General features: G+C 43.1%; 12 protein-coding genes and 2 tRNA genes. 7 read left to right on the forward strand and 7 right to left on the reverse strand.

The genetic code is table 11. From position 1 onward, the window contains the following. Window positions 1–292: 292 nt before the first annotated feature. From dnm_RS06155 to dnm_RS06170, 4 genes are all read right to left on the reverse strand, one after another. The gene (locus dnm_RS06155) at window positions 293–1,171 is read right to left on the reverse strand and encodes a phage antirepressor N-terminal domain-containing protein (protein ID WP_207681816.1); all 879 of its coding nucleotides are present in this window, start codon (window positions 1,169–1,171) and stop codon (window positions 293–295) included. A gap of 5,244 nt (window positions 1,172–6,415) precedes the next feature. Further along, complete coding sequence (locus tag dnm_RS06160) at window positions 6,416–7,579, reverse strand: protein GlmU (protein ID WP_207681817.1); 1,164 nt, start codon at window positions 7,577–7,579, stop codon at window positions 6,416–6,418. 18 nt (window positions 7,580–7,597) lie between these two features. Further along, entirely contained in the window at window positions 7,598–8,716 is a 1,119-nt protein-coding gene (locus tag dnm_RS06165; protein ID WP_207681818.1) for a glycosyltransferase family 4 protein, read from the reverse strand. Window positions 8,717–8,881: 165 nt separating this feature from the next. Further along, window positions 8,882–9,946 (reverse strand): glycosyltransferase family 4 protein, encoded by a 1,065-nt coding sequence (locus tag dnm_RS06170; protein WP_207681819.1) that lies wholly within the window; start codon window positions 9,944–9,946, stop codon window positions 8,882–8,884. A gap of 667 nt (window positions 9,947–10,613) precedes the next feature. Here dnm_RS06170 and dnm_RS06175 point away from each other — a divergent pair. From dnm_RS06175 to dnm_RS06200, 6 genes are all read left to right on the forward strand, one after another. Then, window positions 10,614–10,706 (forward strand) — tRNA-Ser (locus dnm_RS06175). Between the two features lie 33 nt (window positions 10,707–10,739). Then, window positions 10,740–10,833: transfer RNA gene (locus tag dnm_RS06180), tRNA-Ser, on the forward strand. Between the two features lie 75 nt (window positions 10,834–10,908). Beyond that, on the forward strand, window positions 10,909–12,684 hold the full coding sequence (gene dnaX, locus dnm_RS06185) for a DNA polymerase III subunit gamma/tau (RefSeq protein WP_207681820.1): 1,776 nt from the start codon (window positions 10,909–10,911) through the stop codon (window positions 12,682–12,684). Between the two features lie 89 nt (window positions 12,685–12,773). Continuing rightward, window positions 12,774–13,088 (forward strand): YbaB/EbfC family nucleoid-associated protein, encoded by a 315-nt coding sequence (locus dnm_RS06190; protein WP_207681821.1) that lies wholly within the window; start codon window positions 12,774–12,776, stop codon window positions 13,086–13,088. Between the two features lie 97 nt (window positions 13,089–13,185). Beyond that, the gene (gene recR, locus dnm_RS06195; protein WP_207681822.1) at window positions 13,186–13,785 is read left to right on the forward strand and encodes a recombination mediator RecR; all 600 of its coding nucleotides are present in this window, start codon (window positions 13,186–13,188) and stop codon (window positions 13,783–13,785) included. 334 nt (window positions 13,786–14,119) lie between these two features. Further along, entirely contained in the window at window positions 14,120–14,512 is a 393-nt protein-coding gene (locus tag dnm_RS06200) for a YkgJ family cysteine cluster protein (protein WP_207683610.1), read from the forward strand. Here dnm_RS06200 and dnm_RS06205 read toward each other — a convergent pair. Then, window positions 14,492–14,764, reverse strand: coding sequence for a hypothetical protein (locus dnm_RS06205; RefSeq protein ID WP_207681823.1), 273 nt, complete (start codon window positions 14,762–14,764; stop codon window positions 14,492–14,494). The two genes, dnm_RS06200 and dnm_RS06205, sit on opposite strands and share 21 nt — an antisense overlap. A 121-nt stretch (window positions 14,765–14,885) precedes the next feature. On the opposite strand from dnm_RS06205, the gene murI reads away from it, so the two are divergent. Continuing rightward, complete coding sequence (gene murI / locus dnm_RS06210) at window positions 14,886–15,671, forward strand: glutamate racemase (RefSeq protein ID WP_207681824.1); 786 nt, start codon at window positions 14,886–14,888, stop codon at window positions 15,669–15,671. A gap of 150 nt (window positions 15,672–15,821) precedes the next feature. On the opposite strand, the gene dnm_RS06215 is transcribed toward murI, so the two are convergent. Both dnm_RS06215 and dnm_RS06220 read right to left on the reverse strand, forming a co-directional pair. After that, the gene (locus dnm_RS06215) at window positions 15,822–16,754 is read right to left on the reverse strand and encodes a M48 family metalloprotease (RefSeq protein WP_207681825.1); all 933 of its coding nucleotides are present in this window, start codon (window positions 16,752–16,754) and stop codon (window positions 15,822–15,824) included. After that, a complete protein-coding gene (locus tag dnm_RS06220) occupies window positions 16,751–17,278 on the reverse strand; it encodes an SH3 domain-containing protein (protein ID WP_207681826.1) in 528 nt (175 codons plus the stop codon). The genes dnm_RS06215 and dnm_RS06220 overlap by 4 nt, the downstream gene beginning before the upstream one ends. Window positions 17,279–17,638 lie beyond the last annotated feature (360 nt).

Below are 17,638 nucleotides of genomic sequence, written 5' to 3' on the forward strand. Positions count from 1 at the left end.
TTTATTAAATTTTTACATTTTTATTTTTTCTTCTGCCATCACCTCCCTGAATAGAACCTGGTTATCTTTTAAAATGTCATTCTTACCCTTTTTGCGCTTTATATCTCATTGATATATGGCTTTTGTCAAAACTTTTACTGGCAAAATTGGGGAAAAAACAGGAAAAAAACGGAAGATTATAAAAATTGGCATGTTTTTTGCTTAGATATTTGCTAAAATAATATTGCAGGGATGGGGAGCCGCATTGCGTTCCGTCCTTCCCCGCAATGATATAAAAGATGTCAAACTGGTTTCAATCCTTTTTCTGGGTAATGATTTCTATGACAGCTTCCGAAAACATGAGACACTGACGACGTGAACCATCAGGCTTCTTTTTTATGTGTTCCGGCATAACATAAGGTCTGCCTTTTTTTGTGGGTCTCCAACGCAGGTGATTCTGTTTATTTCGGTAAGATTCGATGATTCCGCGCTTTTCCAAAAGCATATTGGTCCGTTGAGGAGAAAGCCCTAAACGTCTGCCGAGTTCTGTGGGGGTCAGATAAATTTCTTTTTTATCAGGCAGAGGAGGTTCTTCTTCATATTTCACCGGACGGGTTTCTTTTCCATATGTTGCCGGGGGGTCATTAATTATCTCAGAAAACAACAGACTGAGGCAGTCTATGCCATAGATCGCTTTGATGATTTCGCAGATGAAATGTCTTGCCTGTCCGTCCTCATGCGCAAGTATTCTGTAAAGTTCCGCGGCTGACCGGGTCTCTGACAGAATAGTGGCAATGGTTATCTGCTGATATTCCTTATTCGTCCTCGGATTGAGTGCGTTTCCCCGGTACCAGTAATTATACAGCACAATAAAACATTCCTCCTGATAAAGCTCGACCATTAGCCGCATTTCCGGTCCGACCTTTTCAGGACTGATTGAAAACAGCCACCCGTTCAGCTTGGTAAGCGGCATACAGAGCATATCCTGAATTCCCCCGTTTGTCAGCAAAGGAACCAGGATAGCGTGATACCTTTGTGATGTCTTGATCTTGATCTGCTGACTCGGCCAGGATAAACCCATCCCCTCGACAATCGGTTTCATAGCGACATATTCACTATCCCTGTACAAAACAGTGATTAATTCATTACCATAGAAATCAACTGTTTCAGCCTGAACCTGATTTTCGTGCATATCGCACCTCCTTATTTTGCTGACAGATCCGGTCTGTCATATGTTGAAAAAATTTATAAGCCACGTCTGCTGACAAGTTCACTGTTAATTATTTTATGATGTTTTTTCAATTTGTTAAAGGTATAGCGATATCGCTATACCTTGCTGACAATCTGAGCCGGTCCCCGTGCCGCCTCTTATTTCTCCTTACGGCTCTGTCAAAATTTCAAGCTGAATCCGCTGACAAATTCACATATCACAATTTTATGATGGTTTATCAGGGGATTAAAGGTATAGCGATATCGCTATACCTTGCTGACAACCTGAGTCCGTGTCCGTGTGAGTACCCTTATAATTCCTTACGACTTTCTCTGGCGGATCTTCAAAAAAAATTTCAACCTGAATCCGCTGACAAATTCACATACCACAATTTTATGATGGTTTATCAGGGGATTAAAGGTATAGCGATATCGCTATACCCTGCTGACAACCTGAATCCGTGTCCGTGTGAGTCCCCTTATAATTCCTTACGGCTCTGTCTGACGAATTTTCAAAAAAAATTTCAACCTAAATCAGCTGACAAATTCACATATCACAATTTTATGATGGTTTATCAGGGGATTAAAGGTATAGCGATATCGCTATACCTTGCTGACAACCTGAGTCCGTGTCCGTGTGAGTCCCCTTATAATTCCTTACGGCTTTCTCTGGCGAATCTTCAAAAAAAATTTCAGCCAAATCTGATGATAAGTTCAATGATCAGAATTTTATCAAGCTTTTTCAATCCTTTAAAGGTATAGCGATATCGCTATACCTTGCTGACAACCTGAGTCCGTGTCCGTGTGAGTCCCCTTATAATTCCTTACGGCTTTCTCTGACGAATCTTCAAAAAAAATTTCAACCTAAATCAGCTGACAAATTCACATATCACAATTTTATGATTGTTTATCAGGGGATTAAAGGTATAGCGATATCGCTATACCTTGCTGACAACTGAGACTGTACCGATATCGCCTTTTAATTTTTTCTTATGGCTTTGTCTGACGAATCTTCAAAAAAAATTTCAACCTGAATCATCTGACAAATTCACATACCACAATTTTATGATGGTTTATCAGGGGATTAAAGGTATAGCGATATCGCTATACCTTGCTGACAATCTGAGTCCGTGTCCGTGTGAGTCCCCTTATAATTCCTTACGGCTTTCTCTGACGAATCTTCAAAAAAAATTTCAACCTGAATCAGCTGACAAATTCACATACCACAATTTTATGATTGTTTTTCAATGGATTAAAGGTATAGCGATATCGCTATACCTTGCTGACAACCTGAGTCCGTGTCCGTGTGAGTACCCTTATAATTCCTTACGGCTCTGTCTGGCGAATCTTCAAAAAAAATTTCAGCCAAATCTGATGATAAGTTCAATGATCAGAATTTTATCAAGCTTTTTCAATCCTTTAAAGGTATAGCGATATCGCTATACCTTGCTGACAACCTGAGTCCGTGTCCGTGTGAGTCCCCTTATAATTCCTTACGGCTTTCTCTGACGAATCTTCAAAAAAAATTTCAACCTGAATCCGCTGACAAATTCAGATATCAAAATTTTATGATGGTTTATCAGGGGATTAAAGGTATAGCGATATCGCTATACCTTGCTGACAACTGAGACAATGCGGTTTCCGCCTCTTATTTCTCCTTACGGCTCTGTCTGACGAATCTTCAAAAAAAATTTCAACCTGAATCAGCTGACAAATTCACATATCACAATTTTATGATGGTTTATCAGGGGATTAAAGGTATAGCGATATCGCTATACCTTGCTGACAACTGAGACTGTACCGATATCGCCTTTTAATTTTTTCTTATGGCTTTGTCTGACGAATCTTCAAAAAAAATTTCAACCTAAATCATCTGACAAATTCACATACCACAATTTTATGATGGTTTATCAGGGGATTAAAGGTATAGCGATATCGCTATACCTTGCTGACAATCTGAGTCCGTGTCCGTGTGAGTCCCCTTATAATTCCTTACGGCTTTCTCTGACGAATCTTCAAAAAAAATTTCAGCCTGAATCCGCTGACAAATTCACATACCACAATTTTATGATGGTTTATCAGGGGATTAAAGGTATAGCGATATCGCTATACCTTGCTGACAACTGAGACTGTACCGATAGCGTCTTTTAATTTTTTCTTATGGCTTTGTCTGACGAATCTTCAAAAAAAATTTCAAGCTGAATCCGCTGACAAATTCACATATCACAATTTTATGATGGTTTATCAGGGGATTAAAGGTATAGCGATATCGCTATACCTTGCTGACAACCTGAGTCCGTGTCCGTGTGAGTACCCTTATAATTCCTTACGACTTTCTCTGGCGGATCTTCAAAAAAAATTTCAACCTGAATCCGCTGACAAATTCACATACCACAATTTTATGATGGTTTATCAGGGGATTAAAGGTATAGCGATATCGCTATACCTTGCTGACAACCTGAGTCCGTGTCCGTGTGAGTCCCCTTATAATTCCTTACGGCTTTCTCTGGCGAATCTTCAAAAAAAATTTCAGCCAAATCTGATGATAAGTTCAATGATCAGAATTTTATCAAGCTTTTTCAATCCTTTAAAGGTATAGCGATATCGCTATACCTTGCTGACAACCTGAGTCCGTGTCCGTGTGAGTCCCCTTATAATTCCTTACGGCTTTCTCTGGCGAATCTTCAAAAAAAATTTCAGCCAAATCTGATGATAAGTTCAATGATCAGAATTTTATCAAGCTTTTTCAATCCTTTAAAGGTATAGCGATATCGCTATACCTTGCTGACAACCTGAGTCCGTGTCCGTGTGAGTCCCCTTATAATTCCTTACGGCTTTCTCTGACGAATCTTCAAAAAAAATTTCAACCTAAATCAGCTGACAAATTCACATATCACAATTTTATGATTGTTTATCAGGGGATTAAAGGTATAGCGATATCGCTATACCTTGCTGACAACTGAGACTGTACCGATATCGCCTTTTAATTTTTTCTTATGGCTTTGTCTGACGAATCTTCAAAAAAAATTTCAACCTGAATCAGCTGACAAATTCACATATCACAATTTTATGATTGTTTATCAGTGGATTAAAGGTATAGCGATATCGCTATACCTTGCTGACAACTGAGATAATGCGGTTTCCGCCTCTTATTTCTCCTTACGGCTTTCTCTGACGAATCTTCAAAAAAAATTTCAACCTAAACCAGCTGACAAATTCACATATCTGAATTTTATGATGGTTTATCAGGGGATTAAAGGTATAGCGATATCGCTATACCTTGCTGACAACTGAGACTGTACCGATAGCGCCTTTTAATTTTTTCTTATGGCTCTGTCTGGCGAATCTTCAAAAAAAATTTCAGCCAAATCTGATGATAAGTTCAATGATCAGAATTTTATCAAGCTTTTTCAATCCTTTAAAGGTATAGCGATATCGCTATACCTTGCTGACAACCTGAGTCCGTGTCCGTGTGAGTCCCCTTATAATTCCTTACGGCTTTCTCTGGCGAATCTTCAAAAAAAATTTCAGCCAAATCTGATGATAAGTTCAATGATCAGAATTTTATCAAGCTTTTTCAATCCTTTAAAGGTATAGCGATATCGCTATACCTTGCTGACAACCTGAGTCCGTGTCCGTGTGAGTACCCTTATAATTCCTTACGGCTTTCTTTGGCGGATATTCAAAAAAAATTTCAAGCTGAATCCGCTGACAAATTCAGATATCAAAATTTTATGATGGTTTATCAGGGGATTAAAGGTATAGCGATATCGCTATACCTTGCTGACAACCTGAGTCCGTGTCCGTGTGAGTCCCCTTATAATTCCTTACGGCTCTGTCTGGCGAATCTTCAAAAAAAATTTCAGCCAAATCTGATGATAAGTTCAATGATCAGAATTTTATCAAGCTTTTTCAATCCTTTAAAGGTATAGCGATATCGCTATACCTTGCTGATAACCTGAATCCGTGTCCGTGTGAGTCCCCTTATAATTCCTTACGGCTCTGTCTGGCGAATCTTCAAAAAAAATTTCAGCCAAATCTGATGATAAGTTCAATGATCAGAATTTTATCAAGCTTTTTCAATCATTTAAAGGTATAGCGATATCGCTATACCTTGCTGACAATCTGAGACTGTGCCGATAACGCTTTTTATTTTTTCCTTACGGCTCTGTCTGGCGAATCTTCAAAAAAATTTTCAACCTGAATCAGCTGACAAATTCACATATCACAATTTTATGATTGTTTATCAGGGGATTAAAGGTATAGCGATATCGCTATACCTTGCTGACAATCTGAGACTGTGCCGATAACGCTTTTTATTTTTTCATTACGGCTCTGTCTCACATATTTTTAAAAAAATTTTAGCCAAATCTGATGATAAGTTCAATGATCAGAATTTTATCAAGCTTTTTCAATCATTTAAAGGTATAGCGATATCGCTATACCTTGCTGACAACCTGAGTCCGTGTCCGTGTGAGTCCCCTTATAATTCCTTACGGCTTTCTCTGGCGGATCTTCAAAAAAAATTTCAGCCTGAATCCGCTGACAAATTCACATGTCACAATTTTATGATGGTTTATCAGGGGATTAAAGGTATAGCGATATCGCTATACCTTGCTGACAAGTGAGGCTGTCTCGGAACCTCGGTACCTCTGGCTGAAAAAAGCTTCTTTTGATGAAAATGCCGCACGCTCATTTTTTTCCAGACTGCTTCCGGACACAGTTATCCGGACAGTTATTGCCAAATTTTCTAATGATTCTAAAAAAAATGATATGGTTATTTTTTAAAAAAATCAGCGAAAGAGTTGTGCGAGGGCCGTTTCTGTTTTGCCAGAACGGACCGTTCCGAGTGCAAAAGGAGGGTAAACTCAGATTCTCGAAAATGAGTCGAATGTAATAATGGAGGTAAATACAGGGGAGCAGCTTCTGACTAACCCAAAGAAAACAGCGTATTCCTCTGTGGGTGTCCAAGATAAGGTAGCCTGAATAAGTAATGATGATAAATCTGACCCGTCATTTCGCAAATTGTCAGACTCAATTTTGTCCATCATTACTTGTTCAGCACTACCCAAAATAAATTGTCAGTTTTCATAAAAAACAATGAATGCTTCCTAGCGATGGGAAATAAGTACCTGTCCATAAACGGGCATGACCTGCTGGTTACAACGAATGATGAAAATCGGGGTAAAGGCGGATATCTTCATGCCCACCTTTCGAATCGTTCAGGTCAATTCGCAAAACAAGAAGTGATACGGTCAACAATCCCCTGAAGCCATTTGGCCCCGAGTTCCGCATCGTTTTTCTCAAGCGTTTTTATTACAGAAATGTAGTCCTTGCCCGAGCTGCTGATATTGGTATGTATCTTCTCCAAAAAAGAATCTCGCAGACCCGTATCTCCCGCTTCCTTTTCCTTTGCTCTGAGAAAGTCTTCCATTTCCGGCCATCTGTCACCAAACCCGCCTTTTTGTTGCTGACAAAACGCCTTCAGCCGTCTGATTCTTTCCTCAGTCGCCATATTCAGTTTTTCTTTCAGACCATCCAAAAGCGTCTCCGGAAACTCCTCGGAAACAAACTGTGAGCGGACATGCTGATACCACTGCCTCAGCGCCATCAGATTGGCAATATAGATAATATTATTTGTCATGATTCTCCTGATCCCCAGATACACACCAGCCTTAAACGGAATGTTTCCGCTCCTGCCGCCCTCAAAGATCATGCGATCCGGTCTTAATTCGTCTTTTCTGCATATCGAACCGGCCGCGATGACCGTGCCAAAGGCCAGACGGCACGGCCCCACAAGTCCGCCCTGTCCTCCTAAGAATATGGGTCTCTGGTTCAACATCACCCCGTTGGGCACATCGCCGATAAGTGACGGTGTGGCTTTGTCCTGATTGGGGGTGTAGTTAAAGTGAATATATGCGCTGCCGACCTCGCTGTGATCTTTCCGGCTTGTTCCGCCCGACATAAAGCAATCGCAAAAATTAATCAGACTGCCCAGGGTGACAAAAGGAAAAAGTATGGTCTGCTTCAGCCCCACTGTATGAGCGCCGCTCGCGTCTTCCTCCAAAATCGTTCCCTCTCTCACATGAGCGCCGGACCCCATGCCTGCTTTTCTGAGAAAGACCGCTTGTTTGAAAAATCCGCCTTTCAGCGAAACCTCCGGCCCGATCTGGCAATTATCAACCGTGACCGGGGCCTCGTATCCCAAGTTCGCCCCCTGAAGAATCAGCGTGGAACTTCCGTAAATCTTGCACCCCGAATAAATGGTAACACCGCGGCCGGAAATTCTCTCGATATCAACATCCTCACCGATTTCAATGCTATGAGGATTGGGAATCTTAACTCCTTTTTCTTGCAGCTTCTGAATTTTTGACATCATCTTGTTACTCATTTAAACACCTCAGTAATTTTAGTATGTTCCAAGAATTTTTTCAATGACAATGCGTTCATCAAACGCCTGCTCTGCTTTTTTCCGCCCGGCAATGCCCATAGTTCTCCGCATTTCCGCATCTTCAATCATTCGTGTCATGGCCTGTGCCAATGCGTCAGCATTTTTTACCGGCACAAGAAAGCCGTTTACACCGTCATCCACCACTTCACGACATCCCACAGCATCGGTTGTGATGACCGGTTTGCCCATTGCCGCGGCTTCCAACAATACTCTGGGGACGCCTTCTCCATAAAAGGAAGGCAGCACGACGACATCAGCTTTTGTTATCACAGGACGCACATCAGCGAGTTCTCCCAGCCATGCGACAACGCCTTCCGAGTGCCAGAGGTCAAGGTCCTTTTGGGAAATAACATTGGGATTGCGTTCATCCCGACCCCCTAACAACTGAAACTGAACCTTTGAAAACTGATCTTTTACCAGACGGGCCGCTTCCACGAACTCGAAAACGCCCTTGTCTCTCAGCATCCGTGAAACCATCAGAAAGGTGATCGGTTTTTCCGATACAGAGTCGGAGACAAACTCAGGCGAGAAAAATTGGCAGTCAACGCCTTCACCCGGCAAAAGGCCCGTTTTTTGAGCATTCGCCAGACCCTGGGACAGAAAAAAATTAAGGTCATCCTGATTAAGAAAAAAGGTGAAATGCGATCCCCTGAGAGCCAGACGATATAGCCATTTTACGAGATACCTGAGAAGTGTGACTTTTTTTTCTGAAAAGACAAATCCGAGTCCTGTAACTGTGTTGATGATTCTGGGAACACGGGCCAGACGAGCAGCAAGACTGCCGTAAATAACCGGTTTGATCGTAAAATGATGAACAATGTCGGGCTTCTCATAACGATACCATTTGAACAGCGTTAAAAATAAAAGGATATCTGCAAAGGGACTGATCGCTTTTTTTGATACTGGCAGAGATTTAAAGGGCACGCCCATGGCCTCAATTTTATCTCCGAAGCCGTCATCTGAATCACCGCCGCCAACCACTGTGTAATTTTTTGTTTTTAAATTTCGCATCAGCCCGGCACGAAAATTATACAATGTCCAGGCACAACGGGAAATCAGAAATATTTTTTTTCGCATAGTTGTTTGTCTGTGAAAGTGTCAGGTGTTAGGTGTTAAGTGTTAGGTGTTTGTAACACTTAAATGATCATAAGTCTGCGACTACGACAAACGATGAATATTTTACAATATTTCCTAACACCTAACACCATAACACCTAACACCTAACACCTAACACCATAACACCTAACACCCGATACTCCGTATTAATGACAGCAGACGAGGCGCTGTGACTTGAATACAATACGCTTTCTCGACTTTGACACACCCCGCCTTCCCCATTTGCTTTCTTAACTTGTGATTCTTCTTGAGAATCTTTAACGCCTCCACCCAACTGGTTGTATCACTGGCTAAAAAGCCGTTTATACCGTGTTCGACAATTTCCCGGTTGATTCCCACCGGAGATGCGATAACGGGGAGAGAACACGCCATATACTGAATCAGCTTGTAACCGCATTTTCCACGGGTCCAGGGCGTATCCGGCAGCGGCATGATCCCCACATCAAACTCCTGAATATCTCTGACCTCGGTTTCTTCGGTCCACGGGCGAATTTCCACGATATCTTCTTTATATTCCCTGATCTCACCGGAACCCACGAAAACAAGGCGTGCGCTGTTATTTCTGCATATTTCTGTGAGAGCAGGCCGAACAAGACGGAGATATTCAGCAGTGACGGGACAGCCAATCCATCCGATGGTAAAAACAGACTTGTCAGACTTCGGCTTTTTATGATATCGCTTCAAATCAATCACAGAGGGGAGACATTCCACCTTTTTTGCACCTGCCTGCCGCGCCCGCTTCTCCAAATAATTATTGCCAACGATTACCAGAGAAGCGTTTCGCATAATGGTATCTATTTTTTTTCCCAGCAATGTTCGCATGATGCCATTGGAATGCATATCATACTGATGAAAAACAGCGTCATCATAATCCACCACATATGGAATGCCCGCGAAAGAAAGCAGGGTTTCGCACCATGATGGCAGCAACGGCAATACCTCGTTTTCTATCCATAAGAGATCAAAACTGCGGCTCTTCAGCAGATAACCCAGGCGGCGAAAATATGCCCGGATAATGGCCTTGAAATCTTTGTTCCTCCCTGCGTAAAGGTCCCTGATATAATCATTCCCCAACAACGGAGCCGGCGTAACATCCAGACCTTCCGCACTCAGATACGGGAGATATTGATAGGATCGGATTCGGCTTCTCGAACCTAAAGACTCATAGCGGCTTAAAAGAAGAATTTTCATTTAATTTCAGTATGTGATGGTTTATATCAGATGTTGGCAGGGCAAAACTTCATCTTATCCGATATGTAAGTATCCGCAAACCGGGCATCTATATACATTAAGGGACATAGGCCTCCTATTGCTTAACTACCGTAATTTTCAATTATTCTGTTTTGTTTCAAATTCCAGTGTCATTTTTTATTGGGCTGAGGAATTTTCTTTCTAAATAAAATAGTCTGTTAATGCAATGATTTTTTAAATTAATGGGCATCTATATAAATTATAATTTCCGATTATAACGGATTTAGGGGAGGCCGGCAACGCCCCGCGGGGGCGGCATATTTATAGCAGTTATCATGCCGGGCATGCTACAAATATGCCGCCCCTACGGGGGCTTGGCGAGTCTCTACAAATATGCCGCCCTTACAGGGCTACCCGATCCCTGAGCTTGTCGAAGGGGCAAGCCCGATACATATGGGAACAGAACCCCTCACGATAACTGAAAATCATGAATTATGAATTTGAAATAAAGAAAACTGTTGACATATTGAATTAAGAAAGGTATTATTATTTTTTTTGATATCGAAAGCCATGAATTGCAGCCCATATTTTCTTGACAAAATCAATCAAAGGTCATATTTATAAAAAATCACCCTGTGATGCTTTTGCAGACCGGGGTTGAAAATATGGAGAGGTGGCCGAGCGGCTGAAGGCCCCGCTCTCGAAAAGCGGTATCCTGCCACAAGCGGGATCGTGGGTTCGAATCCCACCCTCTCCGCCACAAACTTGCAGGCTGACCCGCTTTATTTTTTACGGAGAGATGTCCGAGCTGGCTGAAGGAGCACGACTGGAAATCGTGTGTACTGCCAAAAGCGGTACCGAGGGTTCGAATCCCTCTCTCTCCGCCATTCACAGTAAACAGTTATCAGTGATCAGTGATCAACTGAGAGGATAGCTGCTAACTGATAGCTGATTAACTGACCATGTCCTATCTCGTTCTTGCACGGAAGTACCGTCCCCAGACTTTTGATCAGGTTGTAAAACAGGAGCATGTAACTCAGACCCTCACCAACGCTATTTCATCGGGCCGTGTTGCCCATGCGCTTCTGTTTTCCGGACCAAGGGGAACGGGGAAAACAACAATTGCCCGCGTTCTGGCAAAAGCCATGAATTGCCAGGAAGGCCCCACAGCGACGCCATGCAATAAATGCCAGTCCTGTAAGGAGATCACATCAGGAAACGCTGCGGATGTGTTTGAGATAGACGGCGCGTCAAACAATGGTGTGGATCAGATCAGGGAACTGCGTGAAAATGTCAAATACATGCCCGCGCACAGTCCCTATAAAATCTACATCATTGACGAAGTCCACATGCTCAGTATCGCGGCCTTTAACGCGCTTTTAAAGACGCTTGAGGAGCCACCTGCCCATGTGATGTTCCTTTTTGCCACAACAGAACCTCACAAGATTCCCATAACAATTCTCTCCCGGTGTCAGCGCCATGATCTGAGACGGATAGATATCGAATCTGTGTCAAAGCACATGCTGTCACTCTGTCAGCAGGAGGGAACTGACATTGCCGAGGAGAGCCTGACGCTTATTGCACGGGAAGCCGGCGGAAGTATGAGAGATGCCCTGAGTCTTCTTGATCAGGTCATGACCTGTGCCGAAGGAACAATCACCCATGAGCAAGTTCTGGACATACTGGGCATTATAGACCGAAAAATATTATTTGATATTTCCGCAGGCATTTTAAGCGGAAACATTCTTCAGGTTCTTGATATTATAGATGAAATTTACAACCACGGTCATAATGTAAAAGAACTTTATTCAGATATTATTGAACACTTCAGAAATCTGCTGGTTGTCAAACTCGGTAAAAAAATAAATAAACTGGTTGATCTGCCGGTCCATGAGACCAATCTCATGGCTGACCAGGTAAAAAGCGTTTCCGAAGCCCATCTGAGCCAACTGTTGGATATTCTGTTCAAAGAAGAATCTGTAATACAATTTTCAGCCCAGCCCAAACTCGCGCTTGAAATGGCATTTATCAGAATGTTTCAGGCAAAACCGGTCTTATCCATTGACATGCTCATTGAAAAGCTGGATAATCTGAAAAAAGGTATTTATGAAAATCCCGCGGCTTATAGTGATATTGAATCCGGACATGATATCCCCGATAACAGGAATGTATTACAGGGAACATCAGCCCGGAGTGTTCCTCCTCCCTCGGCGACTGAATCCGCACCGGTGACCCCTGATGTCAGGAAAGCACCGCCGCAGGAAGCATTCATTCGGAGCGATGCGCCAGGAAACATCAGCGAACCGGACATACCCGAGCCTGAGGAACTCCCTGTTACAGTTTCTTTTAATCCCGGGGATTCCCCTGAAGAAACTTGGAAAAAACTCCTTGGTATTATTTCAGAAAAAAATGGTTCTCTTGGCTCATATTTGAAAAAATGCACCTTGAAGAACCTGACAGATCAGGCTCTGGAAATAGAAGTCCGTAACAACGGTTTTAATATAGATAAGCGGATACGCCGCGATGAAAACCTGGCTATCATAAAAAAGGTCTGTAACAGCTTTTTTCAAAGACACATGGAATTTGTTATAAATGCCAAAGAGCAACAGAAAAATGACAGGCAGCAGAAAAGAAGCCAGGCAGATCGTTTGAGACAGGAGGCTTTGGACCATCCCCTGGTCGCTGACACATTGGAAATTTTCGGCGGCAGGGTGATAGATGTTAAGATTTTGCAATGAGTCAGAGACTGGTTTTTCCAATGGCTTTGGCTGAAACAGTTCTGCAAAAGTCAGTCTCTGTCTGACAATTTTATTAAGGAGGTTGTGGTATGAAAGGCGGCATGGGAAACATAATGAAGCAGGCCCAGAAGCTTCAGTCCAAGATGCTTAAACTCCAGGAAGAATTAGCTGAAAAGACCGTTGAAACATCTGCCGGAGGCGGTATGGTCAGAGTTGTGGCAAACGGCAAACAGCAGGTTGTATCCATTGAGATTGAAAAAGAAGTCGTTGATCCGGAGGATGTGGATATGCTTCAGGATCTGATCATCGCGGCAGTAAATGAAGCATTGGGAAAAGCTCAGGAAATGGTTTCAGGGGAAATGGGCAAACTTACCGGTGGTATGAGCATACCGGGATTAATGTAACTGAGCATTTTTGATTTTTGATTTTCGACTGAGGATTGAGGATTGAAGGTTTGTAAAAAAGCACCTCATATTTTCAATTCTCAATTCTCAATTAATTATGAGTCACTATCCATCATCTGTTCTGAATCTGATTAAAGCGTTTTCCAAACTTCCCGGCATCGGAGAGAAGACTGCGGAACGTCTTGCAATGCACATTCTTCGCGCCCCGCGCAGGGAAGCGGAAAATCTGTCCCGCAGCATATTGGAACTCAAGGAAAAAGTAAGGCTCTGTTCCTTATGTTTTGCACTGAGCGACACGGATATTTGCGATATCTGTGCAAACCCTGAAAGGGATTCCGCCACCCTGTGTGTGGTGGAACAGCCCGCGGAAATGGTTGCCATTGAAAGATCAGGTTCTTTTAATGGTTTATATCATATTCTTCAGGGTGTATTGTCTCCCATGGACGGTATCGGTCCTGACAATATCAGGATTAAGGAGCTTATCGCAAGAGTGGAACAGGGGCATATCCGGGAGATTGTACTGGCCACAGGCACGAATGTGGAAGGAGAGGCAACTGCTTCATATATTGGGGAATGTCTCCGAAATTATCCGGTCAAAGTCACGAGAATCGCCTCTGGCGTGCCCATCGGGGGAGATCTGAAATATGTGGATCAGGTGACTTTGAAAAGAGCCATGGAAACCAGATACGATGTCTGACGCTAGATAATCAAGTTTTTTTTTGTCATTCCTGCGAAAGCAGGAATCCACAGCCCCGGAACCATGCAAAAAACAGATTCCTGCTTTCGCAGGAATGACAGAATAATGGCAGGCTGTCCGGCCAGATCGGATCTGATCCGATCTGAAAACTTGGTTATCGAATGACAAACAATTTCATGAATCTTCAAAACGTCGGACTTTCGAAATTTTGTCTTTTTATGAAAGATATTCAACTGGTAACTGAAAATCAGATGATAACCAGTCACCAATTATCAATCACTCAAAACTCAGACTTCCTAAGTTTCAGAAACTTTGGAAGTCTTTTTATGTGGAAATGAAACCTTCAGATATTTTTAATTGTCAAAAATGCGGAGAATGTTGCAAAGGATACGGGGGAACGTTTGTAACTGAGGAAGATATTGAAGCCATTGCCGCTTATATCAAAACAACCCCTGAACATTTTGTGTCGGATTACTGCCAGATGTCCGGCGGCAAACCCGTTCTGGCCCAGGCCCAAAACGGTTACTGTGTCTTCTGGGACGAGGTATGCACGATTCACCCGGTGAAACCCCGAATGTGCAGGGCATGGCCTTTCATAAAAAGCGTGCTGACCGATATAAACAACTGGCGTATTATGGCAGCATCATGCCCCGGTATTCGAACAGACGTGCCTGACAAGATTGTTGAAGAATGCGTGAGAAAGGAATTAAACCTTCCACTCCTTTGAATCGGTGAGCTGATAGATATTCTTTCCTTCCTGATCCGAAAGGGTCATGAAGAGAATATTTTTTTGTTCGAGGTCTTCAAGACTTTTCATTAATGCTTCGTTGGTACTGTTCCATATTTCAAGCAGATTCTTCGTGGAAATACTTGTGCCGGAATCAGAAAGGCCGCAACACAGCAGATAAACTGAAATCGTCTCCACAGAAAGACCGATCTTAAAAATGTTCTGGTTTATGGATGATGTTCCCTGATTCATTGAATACTCCTTTAACTTGTTATCTTATTAAAAAAAAATAAAACTTGAATAACCTCGTAAAAGCTGACACCTGACACCTAACACCTAACACCTAACACTTAACACCTAACACATTTTTTCTATGATTGGAATATTTGATTCTGGAATAGGCGGTCTTACAGTTGTGCGGGCATTAACGGAGCAGCTTCCCGGTTATGACATGATTTATTTTGGCGACACTGCTCACACGCCTTATGGGAGTAAAAGCCCTGAAACCGTTATCACCTATGCGCTTCGCAATACTGATTTTCTGTTAAGCAAATCTGCAAAGCTTATTGTCATGGCGTGCAACACAGCATCAAGTGTTGCCACCGACCGCGTGACTGAAAAATTTGATGTTCCGGTGTTCGAAGTGATCACTCCCGCAGCAGAACTTTCACTCAGGACATCAAAAAAAAACAGGATCGGCGTTATCGGAACCCGCACCACAATCAGCAGCGGAGTCTATGAAAAAAAAATCAGAGCCCTGAATCCCGAGGCAAAGGTCTGGTCAGCCCCGTGTCCCCTTCTTGTTCCGTTGGTGGAAGAAGGCTGGCTTAAAAAACCTGAGACCAGAATGATTGTCAAAAAATATCTGTATCCGCTGAAAGTCAGACAGATTGACACGCTCATCCTGGGTTGCACCCATTATCCCATTTTAAAAAAGATCATTCAGAGAAAAATCGGAAAACGGGTCAGCATCATAGATTCTTCCGAAACCGTTGCAGAGAAGGTAAAAAATTTTCTGGAACAGCATCCTGAAACAGATCATCTGTTAAGCAAAACAGGGGAATCCCGATTTTTTGTGTCAGATGTGACAGAGCAGTTTGGAAAAACTGCAAAAGAGATGCTCAGAAGAAATATTCGGCTTGAGCATGTCAGCATTTAAGGCGATTATAACCCGGTTCGTAGTTCCGCCTTTAGGCGGTGTGACACCGCCGGTTCGTAGTTCCGCCTTTAGGCGGTGTGACACCGCCGGTTCGTAGTTCCGCCTTTAGGCGGTGTGACACCGCCTAAAGGCGGAACTACGAACTGAAAATTAAAGCCGCCTCTGATAAGAAAGAAATCTTCTTTTAACTCTGGCAAGGTCCCGCGCATCAGGATAATCTTTCATTTTATCCCGGCATTTTTCAATTCTGACATTCAGAGGCGGATGGGTTAAAAACCATGATCCGCTCTTCTGTGCGGTGTCTTTCTTTATCTGAAGCATGCTCAGCACGTTTATGAATCCTGCGGGATCATAGCCTGTCCGATACGCGGCTTCCATACCTGACAGGTCCGCCTCAAATTCCATATTCTTGTCCAGCCCCTGATCAAAAAGGATGGTCTGAAGGCTGCGTATCATTTCCTGAAAAGCCTTTTCTCTCTGTTTGTCTTTCATCATCACACGGGTGATTTTGTCCACTCCTTCAAAGAACTTTGCCCCTCTGACAGACTGAAGCGCGTGTTTGTGACCCACATGGGAGACTTCATGGGCAAGCACCCCGGCAAGCTGGGATTCGTCCCTCATGGATTTCATCATTGCCGAACTTATGAAAATAATGCCTCCGGGACATGAGAAAGCATTATAAAGCGGGCTTTGTACAAGAACAAAATGATACGGGATTCCCGGACGATTCGCGTTACGGGCCACAGCGTTTCCGACTAAGTTGACATATTTCTGAATTGCCTGATCTTCTACCGGAAGGCCATATCTGCGGAATCCTTCGAGAGCAAGCTTTTCTCCGATGGCAAACTCCGAGTCATAATCCAGTTCCGTGGAACTTGCCACAATATCGCCCGCCCCCCTCGCCATTTTTGCCGCTTTCTGTAATTTTTCCGGCTTGTCCTGAGGAGAAATCGTCTTAACAGTCTCAGCAAAACATCCGGGACTCGTCATCAGAATACCCAGAACGCTTCCTGCAAACTTGAGAAAATTTCGGCGTTCCTTTTTAAAGCAGTGTTTCCTGTCTGTTTGTTTTTGTATTTTCATTCCGCGTATTCTCCAATTCTGCCTGCTTTGAGAAAATGCTCTATCTGATTATTGCTTATTTGTGAGGAGAGAACAGCGTCCAGGGCCTTTTCAGATGGTGTCAGTTTTCCGCTTTTTCGTGCATATTCTTTTGCCTCCGCAGACAGGCCGCGAATACTTCTTGAACCATCAGCCGCATCTGCCCGGATACTGCTGCCCCCCAGATCGCCAAATGCCTCACCCAGGGCATTCTCTTTTTTTTGTTCCTGAATATCAGGCGGATGGTTTGAAACTTTGCCGCGATATATCCAGCCCTTTTTCCCTGATACCGTGGAAACGTGGTACCACCGGTTTTCAAATGACAGAACCAGCAGCTCCGATCCCACAGCCACACGGGTAACTGTTTCAGAGGCAGCGGAGTGATCTGCCTTGAGTTTGGCATTTGTTGAAGAAACCCATATCTTTTCCTCGGCAGTGGCTTCTGTGAAGGTAAAAAAAGAAAGGCTTAACACGCTTGCCAGTATAAAAAATATCATACGGTTCATTTTGCATATTCTCCCATCTCAGATGTTTTAAGAAAATATCTGTCACTCCCGGACAATTTTTCAACCTGTGCGGTTACAATTTTTTGTAGGGTGGGTGGAGCGAAGCGGAACCCACCGTTTTTTGAATTTCGGTGGGTTCCGCTTCGCTCCACCCACCCTACATTGCTTCTTATACAAAACCCTTGTAGCGAAAATAAAGGGAGGCGGCTATAATTTCCCATATAAGTACCCGATCAAAAGTTTTTCATACATTTTTTTTCTGCGAACCTCGGAGAAACCCGCCTTTCTCCTTCAGGGTCAGTGAATCATTCCGGAAAAAAAGCCGGGTTTCTTCCCCGGGCAAATATCGAAAACTTATGG

Origin of the sequence: Desulfonema magnum (assembly GCF_017377395.1) — a bacterium.
In the GTDB taxonomy this organism is placed as follows: Bacteria; Desulfobacterota; Desulfobacteria; order Desulfobacterales; family 4be13; genus Desulfonema_C; species Desulfonema_C magnum.